Origin of the sequence: Xanthomonas vasicola (assembly GCF_000772705.2) — a bacterium.
Taxonomy (GTDB): Bacteria; Pseudomonadota; Gammaproteobacteria; order Xanthomonadales; family Xanthomonadaceae; genus Xanthomonas; species Xanthomonas vasicola.
On sequence record NZ_JSBW02000050.1, the window covers coordinates 20,147 to 38,751 of the forward strand.

The 18,605-nt window shown below is 63.2% G+C and carries 10 protein-coding genes and 1 pseudogene; 3 read left to right on the top strand and 8 right to left on the bottom strand.

Annotation, left to right across the window (positions count from 1 at the left end; all coding sequences use genetic code 11):
• Positions 1 to 13: 13 nt before the first annotated feature.
• From NX05_RS13890 to NX05_RS13905, 4 genes are all read right to left on the bottom strand, one after another.
• Positions 14 to 1,054 (bottom strand): cytochrome P450, encoded by a 1,041-nt coding sequence (locus tag NX05_RS13890; RefSeq protein WP_039436253.1) that lies wholly within the window; start codon positions 1,052 to 1,054, stop codon positions 14 to 16.
• Between the two features lie 145 nt (positions 1,055 to 1,199).
• Positions 1,200 to 1,289, bottom strand: a complete 90-nt coding sequence (locus tag NX05_RS25385; RefSeq protein WP_425477405.1) for a tryptorubin family RiPP precursor — start codon at positions 1,287 to 1,289, stop codon at positions 1,200 to 1,202.
• Positions 1,290 to 2,036: 747 nt separating this feature from the next.
• Positions 2,037 to 4,973, bottom strand: a complete 2,937-nt coding sequence (locus NX05_RS13900; RefSeq protein ID WP_039436259.1) for a TonB-dependent receptor — start codon at positions 4,971 to 4,973, stop codon at positions 2,037 to 2,039.
• A gap of 139 nt (positions 4,974 to 5,112) precedes the next feature.
• A complete protein-coding gene (locus tag NX05_RS13905; protein WP_039436260.1) occupies positions 5,113 to 8,580 on the bottom strand; it encodes a glycoside hydrolase family 2 in 3,468 nt (1,155 codons plus the stop codon).
• A gap of 218 nt (positions 8,581 to 8,798) precedes the next feature.
• Here NX05_RS13905 and NX05_RS13910 point away from each other — a divergent pair, with 218 nt between their 5' ends.
• The 3 genes and pseudogenes from NX05_RS13910 to NX05_RS24955 all read left to right on the top strand — a co-directional run bounded on the left by NX05_RS13910 (position 8,799) and on the right by NX05_RS24955 (position 12,520).
• Entirely contained in the window at positions 8,799 to 10,769 is a 1,971-nt protein-coding gene (locus NX05_RS13910) for a glycoside hydrolase family 97 protein (protein ID WP_039436262.1), read from the top strand.
• Between the two features lie 730 nt (positions 10,770 to 11,499).
• A pseudogene (locus NX05_RS24950) lies at positions 11,500 to 11,991 on the top strand (neprosin family prolyl endopeptidase); the annotation flags it as partial.
• Positions 11,992 to 12,085: 94 nt separating this feature from the next.
• On the top strand, positions 12,086 to 12,520 hold the full coding sequence (locus tag NX05_RS24955; protein WP_039436264.1) for a neprosin family prolyl endopeptidase: 435 nt from the start codon (positions 12,086 to 12,088) through the stop codon (positions 12,518 to 12,520).
• A gap of 36 nt (positions 12,521 to 12,556) precedes the next feature.
• Here NX05_RS24955 and NX05_RS13925 read toward each other — a convergent pair whose 3' ends face one another.
• From NX05_RS13925 to NX05_RS13940, 4 genes are all read right to left on the bottom strand, one after another.
• The gene (locus NX05_RS13925; RefSeq protein ID WP_039436267.1) at positions 12,557 to 14,062 is read right to left on the bottom strand and encodes a carboxylesterase/lipase family protein; all 1,506 of its coding nucleotides are present in this window, start codon (positions 14,060 to 14,062) and stop codon (positions 12,557 to 12,559) included.
• Positions 14,062 to 14,982: a TrmH family RNA methyltransferase gene (locus tag NX05_RS13930; protein ID WP_039436270.1), complete on the bottom strand. Its 921-nt coding sequence runs from the start codon at positions 14,980 to 14,982 to the stop codon at positions 14,062 to 14,064. The genes NX05_RS13925 and NX05_RS13930 overlap by 1 nt, the downstream gene beginning before the upstream one ends.
• Before the next feature lie 318 nt (positions 14,983 to 15,300).
• Positions 15,301 to 15,843: a GNAT family N-acetyltransferase gene (locus NX05_RS13935; RefSeq protein WP_039436459.1), complete on the bottom strand. Its 543-nt coding sequence runs from the start codon at positions 15,841 to 15,843 to the stop codon at positions 15,301 to 15,303.
• A gap of 67 nt (positions 15,844 to 15,910) precedes the next feature.
• Complete coding sequence (locus NX05_RS13940) at positions 15,911 to 18,586, bottom strand: M1 family metallopeptidase (RefSeq protein ID WP_039436272.1); 2,676 nt, start codon at positions 18,584 to 18,586, stop codon at positions 15,911 to 15,913.
• Positions 18,587 to 18,605: the final 19 nt, after the last annotated feature.

The following is an 18,605-nucleotide window of genomic DNA, read 5'->3' on the forward strand; positions in this document are numbered from 1 at the left end:
CACCACCGGTTGTCTATTGGCGCACGACATCGACCTGTGCAACGCCCAGCAGGCTCATCAACGGAACCATCGCCGTACGTTGCTTGGGATTAACGGCCAAACCCTGACTGCGCAGGGCATCCAACAAGCGCTCGGCCAGTGGCATTACCATGTGGCGCGCCCAACAGCGCTCGGCCGCGGGCCCGAACGGAAGATAGCCGGGGTGATTGTCCGGATCGAGGTGATCCCAGCGTTCTGGCCGAAAAGCCTCCGGATCCTCCCACAGCGCGGGATCGCGATGACTCAGCAATGGCAGCACCAGCACATCGTCGCCACTGCCGATGCGGCTATCAAGCGCAGGATATTCCGGCGATGCGTTACGCAGGATGTTCCATGACGGCGGCAGCAAGCGCAGCGATTCGTAGACGATATGACGGCTGGGCACTGCTGGATCGAAGGGCGATCCCAGCCATAGCGCATTCGCCACCAGTGTCGAAATACTGAGACACACCGGCGCCGCCGTGCGCCGATACAAGCCCATTGCGTAGCGGCGCTCATCGTAGCTGCCGGCTGCTGCGGTCAACGTGGCCAGGGCCGAGGCGTTGTACTGCAGTTTGAACGGCATTGCCGCGCCGGCGGCGATGACAGCCCAGGTCAACTTCGGCGTCAACTGAAGCATGCGATCCATCAACAGGCGCAATCGCAGCGGATCGCCAGCCAACAACAGATCGCGCAGATACACATGACCCACGTGCGGCCATGGCCCGCATAAATCCAGGTCAGCCGACACAGGACGCTTCAACGCTTCGCGCACATCGCGCCCGAGGGCCTGCATCAGTTTGGAGGCGTCGGTGCGCGGGATCGAGCGCCCATGCAGCGGCTTGAAGGTGGGTCGCTCCGCTTCGGTCGCCGCACGCGCATCAAGCAATCGGTGCGTCAACTCGGCACCAGCAACGCCCACCGTATCTGCATCCAGCCGGAAAACCTCCTTGCCGACGTGCTCGCCCAACAGCGCCTGCAAGCGCGGTGCGAACACCGTCGCCCTGGCAAACCCATCAGCGCTGGAAGCAAGCATGTGCCCTCCTGCTCGGTGATGCCCGCGTCCGGCAGTGCCACACCTCGCGCGGGCGAGGTCGTACTAACTCACATTACGAAGAACGCTACGAAAACACGGTGCGGCTGCCATTGCCATTGCACAGCCGCAACGCGCTTCGAGCCATTTACATATATAAACCCCAAGAGGAGGACTTGAGACTCTTGCGAGAGGCCAGCATGTGCTTGATCGAAAAAAGTATCTTCATGAGCGAAATCCTGATGTAAGGAGGGATTGCCCTTTCGGGGGACTTTATCAAATACACAATCAGCGGATACTTGCGTGCGAGCGATAATGGTTGAGCCCGCAACACGAATGCTACGTATGGCTGACCGACCATGCAACGGGAGAAACTTGCGTGTGTGCACACATTCATCGACGACCCATGCTTGCACGAGCTCCGCATCGCCTTGGAAATCAAAATTTCGCCTGAGTAGCCCTAACCCTCAGCCAGACTTTTGCTCGAGTCCTGCAAACAGCGTGGTTTTCCTGATGTTTTACATGCTGTGCGCTTTCGGCATCGCTGACGCGAGGAGCCGGTCCGACGTTTCCAGCCAGGACGTCATCGTGACCTTCTATCGCGCTGGTTTCGCGATAAGTGCGCAGGTGCTGCAGCTGAAGGTCAGGGCGAATCAGGAAATTCGCAAACCCATTATTGAACATAGCGCCCGAACGATGGCGCTCCATCGACGATAAGCGAAGAAGGCACGCAACGGCATCTCCACTGCCGGCACGAGTGGACAGGCGTCGGCGCCACACGCAAAAAAAACCGTATCGCTTCCCGACGATGCGGCCGAATGGGAGGGTGTTCGGCGTTACCGCCGAGCGGACTGCAGCGCCGTATCAAACGGCGACGGGAAGAATGCACAATGACCGCTTGGAGAGGCGTGACAGAACAGCATATGCATCACGGCGCGGGGTTGCGCCGTGTCGCACATCGATGCATTGCATTCAGCGCATCACATCAGAAGCGCAAACGCAGACCTGCGTAGTAACGGCGCTCGAAGATGTTCTGGTCGAAGTAGTGATTGGTCCACTGCGCGTAACGGCGCTCGCTTTCGCCGGTCAGGTTGGTGGCCTGGGCGTACAAGGTCAGGTGTTCGTTGACGTCATAGCTCAACGACGCATCCAGATAGCCGACGTCATCGTTCCAGATCGCCAGCTCATCGCCCCATGCGGAACTATTGACCTGACTGAAACGCTTGCTGCGCCAGTTGTAGGCCACGCGCGCTTGCAGCTTGTCCTTCTGATACCACAGCACCGCGTTGGCCTGATGCTTGGAGTTGTCGCCGATCGGCAGCGTGTTGCCCTCGATATCGGCGCTGTCGGTATCGGCATCGGAGAAGGTGTAGTTGATGTTGGTGCCGAAGCCGCTCAACCAGCCCGGCAGGAAATCGAAGGCCTGCTGGTAACCGATTTCGAAACCCTTGATCTTGCCGCCACCACCATTGACGATGCGCTCGACCGGACCGCCCGCGCGCACGACGCCATCCGCATCGGGCAATGGCTCGATGTTGGTGACGGTGGTGGGGAACGACTTCACATCGATAAGGAACGCACCGACGCTGATCAACGAGGCATCGGCGAAATACCATTCCCACGAGGCGTTGTAGTTGGTGGCGCGATACGGATCCAGATCCGGATTGCCCGAGCGCCCGTTGAGAAACAGCACCGCATCCGATGGCAGCGACGGGTTACGTGGCGGCGTGCCGTTGACCGCATAGAAGCTCACCAGACCGCGTCCCAGATCCGGCAGATCCTGACGCGCAACCGCCTTGTTGTAGGCAAAGCGCAGCTTCTGCGCGTCGGTGATGTCCAGCGACAGATTGGCGCTGGGCAGCACATCGGTGTACTGACGATTGAGGCGGTTGGTGCCGATCGCCGGACTGACGCCATTCCATTCGACATTGCCGATGTAGACGTTGCCGCTGCTCAAGTACTGGTCGATTGCCAGCTTGGTCTGCACGATGCGTGCACCAATGTTGGCCGTCCACGGCACGCGCGTGCCGGTGCCGCCTTCCAGGTTGGCCATGAAATAGGCCGAGCTGGTTTTTTCGGTGACCTGATACGAATCGGCCGCCTGCTGATACGCCACGTTGCCCGGATACAAGCTGTTGAGATAGGCGATAGGGTCTTTCATTACCTGCGGGTTGATCGCCGGCAGACCCTGGCTCCCCAGGCCGGTCACCTTGAGCGGATCGAAGTCGTTGAAATACGCCCAATAACCGGGAATCGAATTGAACGGCAGCAAGCGCGCTTCGGACACGCCACTGCAGGTATCCACAATCAGCGGATCCTTGTAGTAGTACAACGAACGGTTCGGGTCGGCGCAGCTGGACGACACCGGCGACAGATAACGATAGGTATCCAGCTTGAAATCGCGCTCGCCATAGCGAATGCCGAACTGGAAGCCACGCACCACGCCCTCATCGAATTCGAAGGTGCCGTCGGCGCGCAATGCGTCCATCTTGGCCTCGATCTTGTTGCCCTGCGCCCAGGTGGACATCAGCTGCCAGTTGTCTGGATTGGACACATCGGTAGCGAGGTTCACCGCCGGATAGGTGCCGCGGAAATCCACCGATGCATCCACGGTGGGCAGGCCGTTGACGTTGGCCCACTGGGTCACGCCGCCGGCACGTGGGATCTGGTCGCCGCGCGTCACCGCCGCGTCGGCACGCGCCTCGTCGTAGGCGCGCTGCGCATCGCCATGCACCCAACGGAACGAAGCGCGGAACGGGCCACCGTCGTCGTAACGCAATTCCAGATTGGTATTGAGCGCATCCGAATCGGCCACCCCAGCCATCGAATGCGCCTGAAAGCGGTTGTAACGGAAGTTGCCGTACTCCAGCACGCCATTGGAATCGACCACCGATCCGGGCTGCAACTGATTGGTCGCCCAACCGGTGTGCAGCTGCGCGGCAACAGAGGTGTCGTGGTCTTCGAGCTTGGTGTAGGCCGCGTCCGCCAACACCGTCCACGAAGCGTTGATGTTGAACTGGAAGGAGCCGTTGACGCCGGTGCGCTGGCGATCAGTGCTGCGGTTATCCAGTTCGGTGGCAACCCAATTGTAGAAATAGTCGCGTGGCAGATTACTCGGGTCGGTATTGCTGCCGATACGTCCATTGCCGTTGAAATCGAAACCGACGTCCTGTTCAGTGGATTTTTGTGCGCCGTTGGAATAGACGCTGGGATGCTTGTTTTCCAGTGTGGCGTCCGAATACGACACCGCCAGCAATGCACCCCAACGCTCGGTGCGGAAGCTGGCCAGCCCCGAATACAACGCGTTGGCCTTCTGCACCCGATCGCCGTACGAGCCTTCGGCCTGACCGCTGAAGGTCCAGCCTTCCGGCAGATCGAACGGTCTCCGCGTCTTCAACGAGACGGTGCCGCTGATGCCGCCATCCAGATCGGCGGCGGTGGGCGATTTGATGACGTCTACGCCACTGAACAACGTCGGTGGAATATCCACGAAGTCCGGCTGTGCGCGGCCGATGTTCGGCTGACCATACTGATCGCCGCCACCTGCACTCAGATACAACTCACCATTCATGGTGGTCTGCACCTGCGGCATGCCGCGGATATTGAGCTGCGAACCTTCGCCGGCCGAGCGCCGGATCTGCACGCCAGGCACGCGCTGCAGCGAATCGGTGATGGTGACGTCGGGCAATTTGCCGATGTCTTCGGCAGAGATCGAATCGATGATCTGCGCGGCGCTGCGCTTGTTTTCGATGGCCTCGGCCTGCGCACCGCGCACGCCCTTGACCATCACCTTGTCCAGTTCGGTGACGCCTGGAGTGGTGGCAGTGTCTTGTGCGCTCGCACCGCCGGCAAGCAGGGTGAGCGCAGTCGCGAGTGCGGCGGCCAATGGGGTATGGCGGGTGTTCGAATGCAGCTTGTTCATGGTCCCCTCCCAGGGATGACAAATCCACGACCGTTTCGACTGGCATTATCGGCACGGCAATGCGGTATTGGCTGACGCACCAGGCGGTGCGTCAGTGCGAGTACCGTGCACGGCACGGCGCGGCAACACGCAGACGTTGCTACGGAGGCCCGCTGGCGACGCCTGTCGATGGTTCGGCATTCCAGCCACGTAATTGCAGTGTGGCGTTGCGCAAGATGGCCGCGGACGGACCGCGAATTTCCACCACGCGCTCTTCGCCTGGCACCAGGCTCAGATAGTTGTCGCTGTAGTACGCCGGCAGGATGCGGTGGCCTTGCGCGTCCACCAGGGTCAGCTTGGTATTGAGCGCCACCTGCTGCGACCGATTGCGCACAGTGGCGCGCAGCACGGCCTCGTTGCCCTCCTGCAGCTGCGTGGTGAGCTGCAGCGGCACCATCGCGAGTGCGCCCAGTCCACGCATCGCCGCTGCATCGCGCGCCACCCAATAGAAGTTGCGTGATCGCACTACCGCATCGCGGTCGAGTAACTGCAAACGCACAAAGCCCAACCCGTTGGTATCCTTCAGCAACGGCGCCAACTGCAGCACGGGCGCCGACACTGCCACCGCTGCGGCATCCAGCGCTTGTTCGCGCTGTTGCAGCAGCGTGCCGTCATTGGCATACACCTGCGCACGCACGCGCAGCCCGCGTACCGGCTCGGCGGCGTTGTTGACCACCACCACCTCATGCCCCGGCAGGTTCATCTGCACATGCAGCGTCTCGGCCGCATTGCGCACGCCGTAATAAGCGGCGTGGGTGTCGTAGTCGTGGCTGTAGATCTGCCACATGTTGCTCGGCCACGCCGGGTGGCTCATCCAGAGCAGGCGCCCGCTGTTCTTGCTCCACAACTGCGCGTTGAAGCCTTCGAAGATGGCGCGATGGGTTTCGTAATTGAGCAGCTGCGCCTTGCGCTCGAAATCGTTCAGGCTGGTCGGTGCGCCCAGCTTGTCGGTAAGCGTGCGCATGAAGCTGTTGGTGTCGCCGTTACCGGACTGGTGCCAGTCGTGATACGCCCACGCATCGCTGATCGGCCATTGGTCGCCAACTGCCGGCACCGACGCCTTGAACGACTCCAGCGTGGAAAACGATGGCGTGCCCACTTCCACCGAGAAACCCTGCGCCAATGTGTTGAAGTACGCCACCGGCTCGCGGTAGTTGTACGGCCCACTGCCCTGCAGATTGATCTCGTTGGAACTGCCGGTGTACCAGCGTGTGCCGTCGAGTTCGGCGACCAGCGTGTCCAGGCCTTCGTTGAGAATGGGCGCTGGCACGCCTTCGTTGCGGCCAAACCACAATACGATGGAGGGATGATTGCGGAAGCGTTTGATCACTTCAGCGGCATTGTCCAGGAACAGTGCCGCGTCGGCCGGCTCCATGTTGTAGTTCTGCGTGGACTGCCAGAAATCATTGAGCACCAACATGCCGTATTCGTCGGCCAGCTCGAAGAAGCTTGCTTCGGTGTTCTGCCCGACCCAATTGCGCACCACATTGAAATGCGCATCGCGCTGCAGGCGGAAGTACGGCTCCAACCGCTCACGCGACACGCGCTTGCGCCAATCGTCCATGCCCCAGTTACCGCCCTTCACCGCAATACGTACGCCGTTGATGCGGATGACCAGATGCGGAGCCAGCGTGGAATCGTCCAGCTGTTGCACTGCCGGCGAGGTCAGCGCAGCGGGATACAGCGATTGCGCATGACCACCGGGAACCGGCCGAATCGCTGCATGGCGCACATCGACGATGCGTTCACCACGCTGGCGGGCCTGGTTGAGATCGACCAGCACGCGGCGCAGTGCGCCATCGTCGTCGAACAACGACAGTTCGTAGGTCACCTCGCGAATGCCAAAGCGCAGCTGCTGCGCATCCGAACGCGCGCCCGCCACATCGATACCAATCTGCAGCGTGTACAGCGCTGGCTCGCCGTAGCCGTTCGGCCACCACAGCCGCGGATTGGCGATGCGCAGCTGCGGCGTATCGGCCGCGGTGAACTTCAGCGCGCTGCCGCCGGCCGGCACTGTCACCTGGCGCTGGATCGTCACATCGCCGAAGGCCAACTGTACAGTGCCGTGCACCGCAGCGGCCGTGTCGTTGCGCAGCGGCACATTGATTTCGAGCTCGGCAGTTTGATGATCCGGCGCCAGCCGCGCGGTCAACACCTGGGTATCGCCGAGTGCGAGCGGGCCACTGGCATGCAGTTGCACGTCTTGCCACAGACCGGCGTTGCGGTCGCGCACGGCGGGAATCCAATCCCAACCCTCGCTGGCGATAAAGGTCGGCCCATCCAGGGCCTGCATACCACCGTTTTCGCCAACGCCTGCGCTCATCGATTGCTCGTGCGCAATGCCGGGATGTGGCGGCGGCGACACCCGCACCGCGATCGTGTTACGACCGGGCTTGAGCTGTTTGCTGACATCGAAACGACCGCGTGCGAACGCACCGCGCGTGCGGCCAATCTCCACACCGTTGACCCAGATTTCGCCGGCATAGTTGATACCGTTGAACAGCAATTCCAGACGCTTGCCTTGCGCGGCGGCAGGAACGTCGAAACTGCTGCGGTACCACCAATCCTGCCGACTCAGCGCTTCGGGGATGGCCATATTGTTGAGGCCGATATCCGGATCCGGATACACCCCACGGTCGACCAGTGTGGTGAGCACGGTACCGGGTACGGTGGCCGCACGCCATGCGGCCTTGCCGGCGGCGTAGTCGCTACGCGACAGCGTGGCGCCGTTCGCTTGCCCAAGCTCGGGTGCAGCAGCCAGTTGCCATGCACCCACACGCCAGGATGTGGCGTCCAGCGCTTGCAGCGCAGGCGCATGCGGTACCTGCTGCGCAACCGGCGCCGAGAACGCAGCGGCGCTGCGCGGCAGCGTTGCAGCCGGCTGTGGCTCGAGCTGGCCGGCCATCTGTTTGACCTGTAAGCGCCAACTTGGCGATGCATCTTCGAAGCGTTGCAGTGCCGGATCCGGCGCATGTACGGCGAGCCGTGCAATGGCATCGGCATCCAGCGCACCAGCCTGCGCAGTAAAGCCTGCGATATCGCCGCCGAAGTGTTGCGTATACGCCGCTGGTTGTGGGCGTGGGCCGAACACCAGCATCGGCGCAACGGCCGCCTGTTGCACGCGACCACTGGCAACCTTGCGGCCGTTGGCGTACAGCGTCAGACGTGTGCCCCGTGCCACTGCCGCCACTTGCGTCCAGGTCTGTGCCGGCAAAGGGTGTGTACTACGCAGCACGTTGTCGGCGCCCTGCGTAAAGCCGAGTTTGCCGCCATCAATCGTGAAGTAGCGGCCGGCGCCTTGCGGATCGCCGACGCCGGCAATCAATGCAGGGCCTGTGATCGAACGTGATGGGCGCACCCATCCGGAGACGCTCCAGTCCGCATTGGCAGACAACAACGGCGTCCCGGTGGCGAGCTGCTTGTTCAGCGCAACGCCGCCCGCAAGCACACGCACGTCGTACGGACCAGGCGGGTCATTGGCAGGCGCAGCCTCCACTGCAGTCCAGCCCATGCAGCCACACAACAACCACAGCGCTCCACGTCGGAACGCGTTGCGAACCATCAGCATTAGAGGCCTCTCCCAAGCTCTACTGCCACACAACGGTGCACATCGCTTCGACGCAATCGGCAAACCGTCTTTCAGACGTTTTGCGTCATGTCCTTAGTGATGCCGCCCGTGGCTGCCGCCCCTGTTTCAGCGGCCATGGTGCGAGGTAACGTTACCCCAGCTAGATATCGACAACAACCTTTCTGCGTTAGGGTTAGCAATCCCAGGAGGAGGGAATCATGCGAAACCTGATCCAGTCCGCATTCGCTGCGGCATGCGCGTTGTTGTGTTTGATCGCTGCACCCGCTGTCGCACAGCACTTACGCGTGCAATCACCCGATGCACGTACGCAAGTGGAATTCACGTTACTCGCCGGCGGCGTACCCAGCTATCGCGTGCTGTATCGCAACACGCTCGTGCTCGACGATGCACCGCTCGGGCTGGATCTGGGCCGCGGTAACAGGCTCGGCCAGGACATGACGCTACAACGCAGTACAACCGAGCTGCACGACAGCCGCTTTACCTTGACGGTTGGAAAGACGCGACAGGTACGCGACCATTATCGAGAACTGCGCGTGCAGCTGATCGATGCGAAACAGCGCAAGCTCAACATCGAATTGCGTGCGTATGACGACGGTGTCGCGCTGCGTTACGTGCTTCCGGATGCAGGGCAGGTTCGCATTCGCGATGAACTCACCAGCTTCGCGTTCCCGCAGGATTACCGCTGCTGGAACTTGAATCTGGGTCGCTTCGGAACCAGTCACGAGGGCGAATACGATGCGATCGCCGCATCCAAATTGCGCGCGCACAATCTGCTTGAGTTACCGCTGGTGTGCCAGACCGATGTCAATGGCACCACGCTTGCGATCGGCGAAGCGAATCTGCGCGATTACGCCGGCTTGTATCTCACCGGCCGGCCCGATGGCAGGCTGGGCGTAGCGGCAAAACTGTCGCCGCGCCTGGACGACCCCACGGTGGCGGTCAGCATCGATGCTCATGGCCGCGATTTTGCGACGCCATGGCGCGTGATCATGTTAGCCGACAACCCGGCGAGCCTGATCGAATCCAACCTGATTTCTGCACTCAATCCGCCGCCCGCCTTCGATGCGGGTTGGGTACGCGCGGGCAAATCGGCGTGGGATTGGTGGTCGGGCAGCCTGGCCAGCGGCGTGGCAAACCCGGGCATGAATACCGCCAGCATCCAGCGCTACATCGACCACGCGCAGGAATTGAAGCTGCAATACATGCTGATCGACGATGGTTGGTATTACGGCAGTACCGGCGATGGTCAGTACAACGCCGATGCGGATATTCTCCGTCCGGTCGAGCACCTCGATCTGCCCGGTCTGGTGAACTACGCGCGCAAGCGCGACGTCGGGCTGTGGCTGTGGGCGCACTGGCGCGCGCTCGATGCGCACATGGACGAAGCGCTCACCTGGTACCAGCAACTCGGTATCAAGGGCATCAAAGTCGATTTCATGGACCGCGACGATCAGCAGATGGTGGACTTCTACCATCGCCTGCTGAGCAAGGCTGCCGAGCACAAGTTACTGGTAGATCTGCACGGTGCGTATCACCCGACCGGGCTGACCCGCACTTATCCGAACTACCTCACTCAAGAGGGTGTACTCGGTGCCGAGTACAACAAGTGGAGCGCGCGCATCACCGCTACGCACAATTTCACGCTGCCGTTTACGCGCATGTTGCTCGGGCCGATGGATTACACGCCCGGCGGCTTCCGCAATGTCCGCCCGGCTGACTTCAAGCCACAGCACTTTGGGCCGCAGGTGATGACCACGCGTGCGCAGCAGCTGGCGATGTACGTGGTCTACGAAAGTCCGTTTGCGGTGGTTGCCGACAGTCCCGAGCAATACGAAAACGTGCCTGCGGCGCAGTTCCTGCGCGACGTGCCTGCAAGCTGGGACGAGACGCGCGCATTGGACGGCGCCATCGGCGAACACATTGCAATAGCGCGGCGTAGCGGCAAAGACTGGTATGTGGGTGCGATGACCAACGAGCAGGCGCGCACGATGGAGGTGCCGTTGTCGTTCCTGGGCAGGGGCAACTGGACGGCCACTATTTATGCCGATGGCCAAGCACCAACACAGGTACGCATCGACACCCGTACGCTCAGCCAGCAGGACACGCTGCGGCTGACATTGGCGGCTAGCGGCGGTGTCGCAATCAGGCTGCAGGCAGAGGAGAGGTAGCCGGCCGGCAATGAGGTGATCGCCGCCACGGTTGCGCAATGTGTCGTTCCGTGGGCGTCATTGCATTGCATGCAATGACGCTTAGGCGTAGCCCATCGCGCTTGTTACATGCCTTCGGTCACGCAACGCGACGCCGCACGTGCAGACGCGCTAGCGGGCACTACCATGCACACGCTTCATCGCCGGCACACATCGCGCACAGCGCGGTCGCCGTGTCGATTGCACTGTGCTGAATGTTACGCCGCGTGCACGCAGTCTCTCCATGGCGCAAAGGAGACCTCGATGCCCCTTCATTCGTCTCGGCCACAACGTGCCCGCTGCTTGCTGCCCCTGCTGATCGCCTGCGCCCTCGCGTCGCCAAGCATGGCGGCCAACCTGCTGGCGCCCTCCATTTCGGCCAGCCGCGATCAGCAGATCGACACGTGGATGCCGCCGTTGCTGCGCACCGCCGCCACCACGCAGGTGGTCGATGGGCAAGAGGCGGCGCAACGCAGTGCGCGCGCTATCGTTGGCATTTCCGCAAGTCACTGCCGACTTCCAGCAGTTCTGGCAAACCCAGACGCGCAGCGACTACGCCCATCGCGCGGCGACGGCCAAGGTCGCCGACCCGACCGCGTTCGCCGAGATGCAACGCTATCTGTTCAATCGTTATAACGGGCTGTCGGTACTTGCCACGCTGCATCAAGGTCCGCAGGTATTCGACTGCATTGCACAGGCACAACAGCCGGGCATGCGCGATGGGCGGCAGGCGGCGACACCGCCGCAGCTTGCTGCGCGTGGCCCGCAGGCAGCGGCGACCGATGCACAGCGTTGCCCGCAAGGCACCGTTCCGCTGCAACGCATCGGCATCGCCGACCTCGCCCGGCACGCGAACCTGCAAGCCTTCCTGCAATCGGATAGCCTGCCGCTGGCGGCCAGCCGCACCAGCGTCAGCCCGGCTGCCGTGTCCGACGGTCACTACTATTCCACGGTGTACTTCGACACCGGCAATGCCGCGGTCACCGGCGCCGGTGCCGACATCAACCTGTGGGCGCCAACCTTGCGCAGTAGCGACGAGCAACAGACCATCAGTCAAGTGTGGATCGTCGGTCAGAGCGACACCCAGCAAACACAAACCTTGGAAGTGGGTTGGGAAGCGCAGCCAGCCGCAGGCTGGGGCAATCTTCCGATCGTATTCATCTACTCCACCCAGGACGGCTATGCCCATACCGGCTGCCACAATCTGGATTGCGCCGATTTCGTGCAGACCAGTAACCGGCAAATCCTAGGGAGTCGTCCCAGTGCAGGCTACAGTGTTGCAGGGCAAGCAGACGCTGATGGGCGTGGAGTTTCAGCGCAATACCGACGGCAATTGGTGGTTACGCATCGACGGCGAATGGATCGGCTACTACAAGGCCACCCTGTACTCGGGCGAGCTCGGCGAAGGACATGCCGGATATGTGACAGCCGGCGGCGAAGTTTCGACCAGGAGTGGCATTCCCAGCCCACGCATGGGTAGTGGTCAGTTCGCGACCGCCGGCTATGGACAAGCAGCATTCCAGGCCAACCACTTCTATCGCGATGCCAACATGACCACTTATCCGGTGCGGGCGCTATCGAACATGAGTGTGGTCCAGCCGGCCTGCTACACGATGGCGCTGGTTGGCTACGGCTATCCGTATGCGCTGGGAACCGGCGTCACTCGCGCCAGCCCAGCGCCGGAGATGCGCACCGGAGGTTTCTATTTTGGCGGACCTGGCTGTCCGCGCTAAATCGCTTGCGCGCGCACTGCCTGGCAGTGCGCGTGCTTACGGCAGATCGAGATGCGCACACGCGCCCGGGCGAACGTCCTTGATCTGATACACGCCACGCGCATCGAACTGTAGCCCTGCATGCGTCGGTGCAAACGCCGGCCAGGCAGGCAGTCCCTTGGTATTCGGATTGCCATGCCGCACGAACGCGGCCCAATAGCGCTGTAGGCTCACCGGCGGCTGGCCGATCGGCAGGTTCTTGAACAGGAACGGCAACTCCGCGCTATGCGTCACCTGCCCACCGGACACGGCGGTATCGAACATGTAATGCCAGACCGGTACGCCCAGCGCAGCCTGGCGTTGCGCCATGGTCACCGCCGGGCAGCGGAAGGTGAGATCGGTGGACAACTGCATGGACGCATTGCCTTGCCGCGCGGCGCGCTGCGCGATGTCGGCGCGATGCGTTTGCAGGATGGCATCGGCTTGGTCGGGATAGTCGCGGCGCACCCGCTTCTGGGCGCCCTCCTCGCCGCCATAGCGCAGTTCCTGCACCACATATCCGATCAAGAGCGGCACCTTTGCCTGCGCGCCGGCAGCCAGCAGTTCGGCCGGCGCACGTGGCAGCGCGCGTCCATCGACCACCGCCTGCAGCCAGATGTAGCCGTCGTCATCCAGCGCCGGCACATCCACGCCTTGCGCGGCCTTGAGTAGTTGCTCGGCCGGCAATGCGCGCAGCTGCGCCAGGCGCGTGGCCGGATCGTCGATACCTGCACGCTTGGCGATGCTGACACCCAGTGCACGGTTATCTTCCAGGCTGCGCGCCGGCAGGCCGAAGCCGGCGGTGCCGCTCTGTTCGATCGCCGCCGAAAACAGGCCGCGCGCGAGCGGGCTGAGCATCAAAAGACCTACATCCTGGCCGCCAGCCGATTGCCCAGCGATGGTCACTCGCGCGGGGTCGCCACCGAACTGCGCGATGTTGTCGTGCACCCATCGCAGCGCAGCGATCTGGTCGAGCAAGGCAACATTACCGGCGGCTTCGTTGTCGCCATCACTCAGCTCCGGCAACGACAGGAAGCCCAGCACGCCCAGCCGGTATTGCAGCGTCACTACCAGCATGTCCTGCGCCACCAGGTTGGTGGGCAGATGCCCATCGGCGCCGCCGGCCACATTGGCACCACCGTGGATCCACACGAACACCGGCAGCGGCTTGGCCGGATGCAGCTTGGGCGTCTGCACTTCGACGTACAGGCAATCCTCGGTACCGCGCTTGGCCATGGCGTTGTTCCACCCCAGTGCCGGCTGCACGCATGGCGTAGCGGCCTGGGTGGCATCACGCACCTGCGTCCATGGCGCAATGGGCTGCGGCGGGCGCCAACGCAGCGCGCCCAGCGGCGGCGCGGCAAAGGGAATTGCCCGGAACACTGCGCTACCGTCGTCCTGCCATTGGCCGCGCACCGCGCCATGATCGGTGCGCACCTCGGGAGGTGCGGCAGGCGTTACAGCAAACGCGCTCGCGCTGAACACATAACTGCTCGCAAGCAGCAACGCAGAAAGATGCAACATCAGTGTTCTCCGGTGAGCACGCGTGCGTGCCAGGCGGCCTGGAAGACTGCAGTGGCCGAGGCGACGTTGAGACTTTCCACCTTGCCGCTGCCGCGGATCGACAGCTGCAGATCGCAGTCGCGCGCAAATGCGCGGTCCATGCCTTCGCTCTCTGCGCCCATCACGTACACCAGGCGCTGCGGCAACGCGGCGGCGAACACATCCTGGCCGCCATCCACCAGCGTGGCAGCAATGGCGAAACCAGCCTGACGCAATTGCGCCATCGCGGTTGCGGTGTCGGGCAGTTGCACCAGCGGCACCGCCTCGGCACCGCCTTCGGCCACCCGTGCCGCTGCGCCGGACAAGCCGAGCGTGGAGGCGGCCGGCAGCAACAGACCCGCAACGCCGAAGTGCGCTGACGAGCGCAACATCGCGCCGAAGTTATGCGGGTTGCCCACCCCATCCAGCCATAGCGCCAGCACCGGGCCCTGCGGCAAGGCGGCCAGCCACTCCTGCAACGATTGCGGGGTGACGCGCAGCACCTCGGCCACGATGCCTTCATGGTGCGCACTGGCAGCGAGCTTGCTCAGATCGGCCTCTTCCACCACGCGATAGCCGATGCGTTGAGTCACGCACCAGGCCAGCAGCGCCTTGAACTGTGGAATGCGCGCCTCACTCAGATAGAGCTTGCGCAGCGCCTCCGGGCGCGCCTTGAACACGGCCTGCACAGCATTGATGCCGTACAGCCGCACCTCGCGCGCGTTGCTGCTCGCCGCAGCGGCGGGCGGTGGCGCAATGGCGGGGGTGCGCTGCGCCGGCGCGCGGGGCCCTGCGCTACGTGGCGCAGGCGTGCGCGGCGCAACGCGGCCCCACGGGTTGTGCGAGGCACCGGAGCCGCCGTCGCGTGGCGGCCGTCCGCCGCGTCCATCATGCTGTGTCATCGTCGTATCCAGTCATTCGTATTGCTTGCAGTGCGGAACGGCTGTTTCCGGCCGTTTCGCAGTGTGTGTTGGTCATGCTGCAGCACCGGCAAGGCCGCTGCCGCAGGCGCAGTGCCGACGATGGTAAGCCACTGGCGCGATGGGCCGTATACGGCGCGGCTGGGCTGAGGCAGGTTGAAGGTCTTGCGGCCTGCGGGCGACGAGGTTGAGGCGATGGACGGCTAGCAGGATCAGTGGGCCGCCTGTGGTGAATATTCATCACGTAAGGATCGCAATCACGCGCCTGCAATGAGCGAGCGAAGGCACGCAAACGGGCATTCAAGCCGCAACAGCAGGCGAGTTCACCCGTGCAAACACACGTAGATCGTGCAGCCCATCCGGCTTCACCAGCGCGCAGCGGCTCACACCTTCTTCGACAAAGCCATTGCATAGCAACACCTTGGCCGATGCAGGGTTGGTATCGAGCACGGTGGCCTGCACACGATAGAGCAGTAGCGTCTGCATCGCCCAGGCGACATACGTGTCCACGATGCGCGTCATCCAGCCGCGGCCCCAGTACGCGCGACCAATCCAATAGCCCAGCTCGGCCGAGAAGCGTCGCTCGCCCTGCCCTGTGCGCACTGCAATCGTGCCGCAGGCCTGGCCATCGATCTCGATGGCCAGCACCGGATGCTGCAGATCAACCACGCGCCCGGCCAGGAATGCCTCGCCGTCGGCACGTGTGTATGGATGAGGAAATCGCTCGCTCAATCCGCGCGGCACCACCGGGTCGTTGGCATGCCGCAACAAAGCCTCCAGGTCGTCCTGGCGCCAGCGGCGCAGCACGAAGCCTTCTCCGTGCAGCATCAGCGATTCGTCCATTGCGTGGGCCCTGGCATGCGCAGTATCGACTGCGCCGATACTGCGCACACCGGGCGCACGCTGCAACTCAACGCTTGACGGTTTGCGCCTGCTTCAGCGCGGCGCACAGGCGGATGGTTTCGCCAGTCTGGGCCAGGCCACGGTCCGCGCCACTGAGCTTGGCCAGGCGCGGCTTGAAGAACGCATCCAGGCGATCGGCTTCTTCAATGCTGCAGCCACCGGCCGCGCCCAGCGCCGGCAAGCCGCCACCGTCGAACGAGCCGCTGCGTTGCACGATGCGGTCGAAGTTGGCGGTGAACCAGGTCCACATCGAATCGTGCGAGCTCTTGTAACTGTGTCCGCGCATCAGCAGGCTTTTCATTTCGCCTACCTTGATCGCATCGGTCAATGCGAAATCACGCACCTGCTTCAGCAGCGCCGGATCCTGCACCGCACCCAGTGCGGCGATCATGGCGTTGCGTTGGGCTGGGTCGGCGTGCGTGCGCAGTGCATCGATGAGCGTCTGCACTGCCGGTGCGCCGCGCTCCTGCGCGGTCACCGCCAACACGGTGCCGAGCAGATCCGGGTTGGCGGCGGAGAAATCCAGTGCGCCGTTGCCGCCGGCCAGTACCGCATCGCCTTGTGCGAGCAGTGCCTTGCGTACCTCTGCGTTCTGCAGACGCAATGCGAACAGGCCGACCAGCGACGCACGCAATGCGGTGTCGTCGACCGACTCGCCGCTGCGCCGCGTGTAGCCCAATGCACGCAGACGCGGCAGGTACGCCTGTTCGGCGGCCTTGCGCAATGCGCCGCGCTGCGCCTCGGTGGTGGCCTGGTAACGCCAGATCCACCCGAAGCGGTCCAGCAACGCGGTCGACACATCGGCCGATGCCGACGGCGCCAACTGCGCGAGCGCTGCCAGCACCGCCGCGTTGTCGGCATCACCGTGACGGTACGCCGCATTGATCGCATCGGCGTAGGCGAGCTGTTCGTTATCGTCCAGCTGGCCGACCTGCTTGCCCAGCGCCGCCAACTGCTTGCTGGGCAGCGAGAAACGGTAATAGCCGGCGCCACGCGCATTCGGGAACACCCAGGTGTTCTTGCCGGCCCCTTCCAGCACGATGCTGCCGCTGCCGCCTTCAAGCAACTGGCAGGCGGTGCCAACCTGGTTCTTGCCCTTGCCGTACTTCACGCACACCGGCACGCCCCACTGTTGCGCGGCAGAGCCGCTGGAGCCCAGCGGCAGGTAGCGTTGCTGCTGCAGCTTGACTACGGTCTTGCCGCCTTCGCGCGCCGCCTGGGTCTGCAGATACGGCACGCCCGGCTGGTTGAGGAAGCTGCGGAATGCGGCCTTGAAATCATCGCCCTTGCCGGCCGCTTCTGCGATTGCATCGACCAGGTCATCGGCGGTGGCGTTGCCGAACTTATGCTTGGCGATATAGGCGCGCATGCCCTGACGGAACACGTCTTCGCCAACGAAGGCTTCGAACATCGCCAGCACCGCCGCGCCCTTCTGGTAGGTGATGCCGTCGAAGGCGGTTTCGATATCGCCATTGCCGGTGATCGGCTGGCGAATCTTGCGTGCGCTCACCAGGCTGTCGTTCTCCATCGCATGCTGCGCACCGCCGATACGGTCCAGATTGGCGTGGTATTCCGGATGCAGTTGCATGGTGATCTTCTGCTGCATCCAGGTCGCGAACGCTTCGTTGAGCCACAGGTCGTCCCACCACGCCATGGTCACGGTGTCGCCGGTCCACTGATGCGCCAGTTCGTGCGCATTGACGTTGAAGGAGCGCTGCACGTTCTCGGCCGGCGAATCCTTGTCCAGCAACAGCAGCCAATCGCGGAAGGTGACAAACCCCGGGTTTTCCATTGCGCCGGCGCTGAAGTCCGGTGCAGCGACCAGATCGAGCTTGTCGAACGGATAACCGAAGGCGTAGTAGTCCTCCAGCGCAGCGATGATGGCCGGGGTCTGGTCCAGTGCGGGGGTGATGCGCGGGCCCTGGGCCTTGGCGGCAATGCCGCGCAACGGTGTGGCGTTGGGGCGCTGCGGGGTGGCCGGCATCGGCGCCACATCCACCACGTCCCACGGGCCGGCGGCGTAGGCGACCAGATAGGTCGGCAGCGGCACGGTCGGGGCGAACGTCACCGTCTTCCAGCCCTTGCCGGCGGGCTTGGTCGAGGTCGCGATGGTGTTGGCCAGCGCCTGGTCATCGCTGGGCACGGTCAGGCTGATGTCGAACGGCGTCTTGAACGCCGGCTCGTCGAAGCCGGGGAACGCGTAGCGCGCACTGATCGGCTCCATCTGCGTCATCGCATACGCCTTGCCCTGGTATTTCACCTGGTAAAGGCCCTGCAGCTGTTGGTTGAGCGGCGCGCTGTAGGCGATCTCCACGGTAAGCGTCTGCGGCGAGAGCGTGCGGCCGAAATCCAGCCTTGCCACGCCGGTTTGCGCATCGGCTTCCACGTAGCGTGCAGTCAGCGCCTTGCCCTTGCCGGGCTTGACGGTGACCTTGCTGACCTTCAATTCCTTGCCGTGCAGCCAGAGATGGTCGGACGCCTGCTTGAGCTGCACGCGGATGGTGGTGCGGCCGCTGAATTGCATCTGCTCCGGGTCGATCTTGAGTGCGAGGCTGTAGCGCTCCGGTACTGCCCAGGTCGGCAGACGACCATTGGGAACCGGCTCGCCGGACGACTGTGCCAGCACGTTGCCGCAGCACAACGCGAGAAGGGAAGGAGCAAGCAGGCAGGTGAGACGACGCATTGGCAATTCCGACTAGGTT

Excerpts from the sequence above, each read along its gene's own strand:
- NX05_RS13905 (WP_039436260.1), bottom strand. The coding sequence starts at position 8,580 with ATGCTGATGGTTCGCAACGCGTTCCGACGTGGAGCGCTGTGGTTGTTG.
- NX05_RS13910 (WP_039436262.1), top strand. The coding sequence starts at position 8,799 with ATGCGAAACCTGATCCAGTCCGCATTCGCTGCGGCATGCGCGTTGTTG.
- NX05_RS13900 (WP_039436259.1), bottom strand. The coding sequence starts at position 4,973 with ATGAACAAGCTGCATTCGAACACCCGCCATACCCCATTGGCCGCCGCA.
- NX05_RS13890 (WP_039436253.1), bottom strand. The coding sequence starts at position 1,054 with ATGCTTGCTTCCAGCGCTGATGGGTTTGCCAGGGCGACGGTGTTCGCA.
- NX05_RS13940 (WP_039436272.1), bottom strand. The coding sequence starts at position 18,586 with ATGCGTCGTCTCACCTGCCTGCTTGCTCCTTCCCTTCTCGCGTTGTGC.
- NX05_RS13930 (WP_039436270.1), bottom strand. The coding sequence starts at position 14,982 with ATGACACAGCATGATGGACGCGGCGGACGGCCGCCACGCGACGGCGGC.
- NX05_RS13935 (WP_039436459.1), bottom strand. The coding sequence starts at position 15,843 with ATGGACGAATCGCTGATGCTGCACGGAGAAGGCTTCGTGCTGCGCCGC.
- NX05_RS24955 (WP_039436264.1), top strand. The coding sequence starts at position 12,086 with ATGGGCGTGGAGTTTCAGCGCAATACCGACGGCAATTGGTGGTTACGC.
- NX05_RS13925 (WP_039436267.1), bottom strand. The coding sequence starts at position 14,062 with ATGTTGCATCTTTCTGCGTTGCTGCTTGCGAGCAGTTATGTGTTCAGC.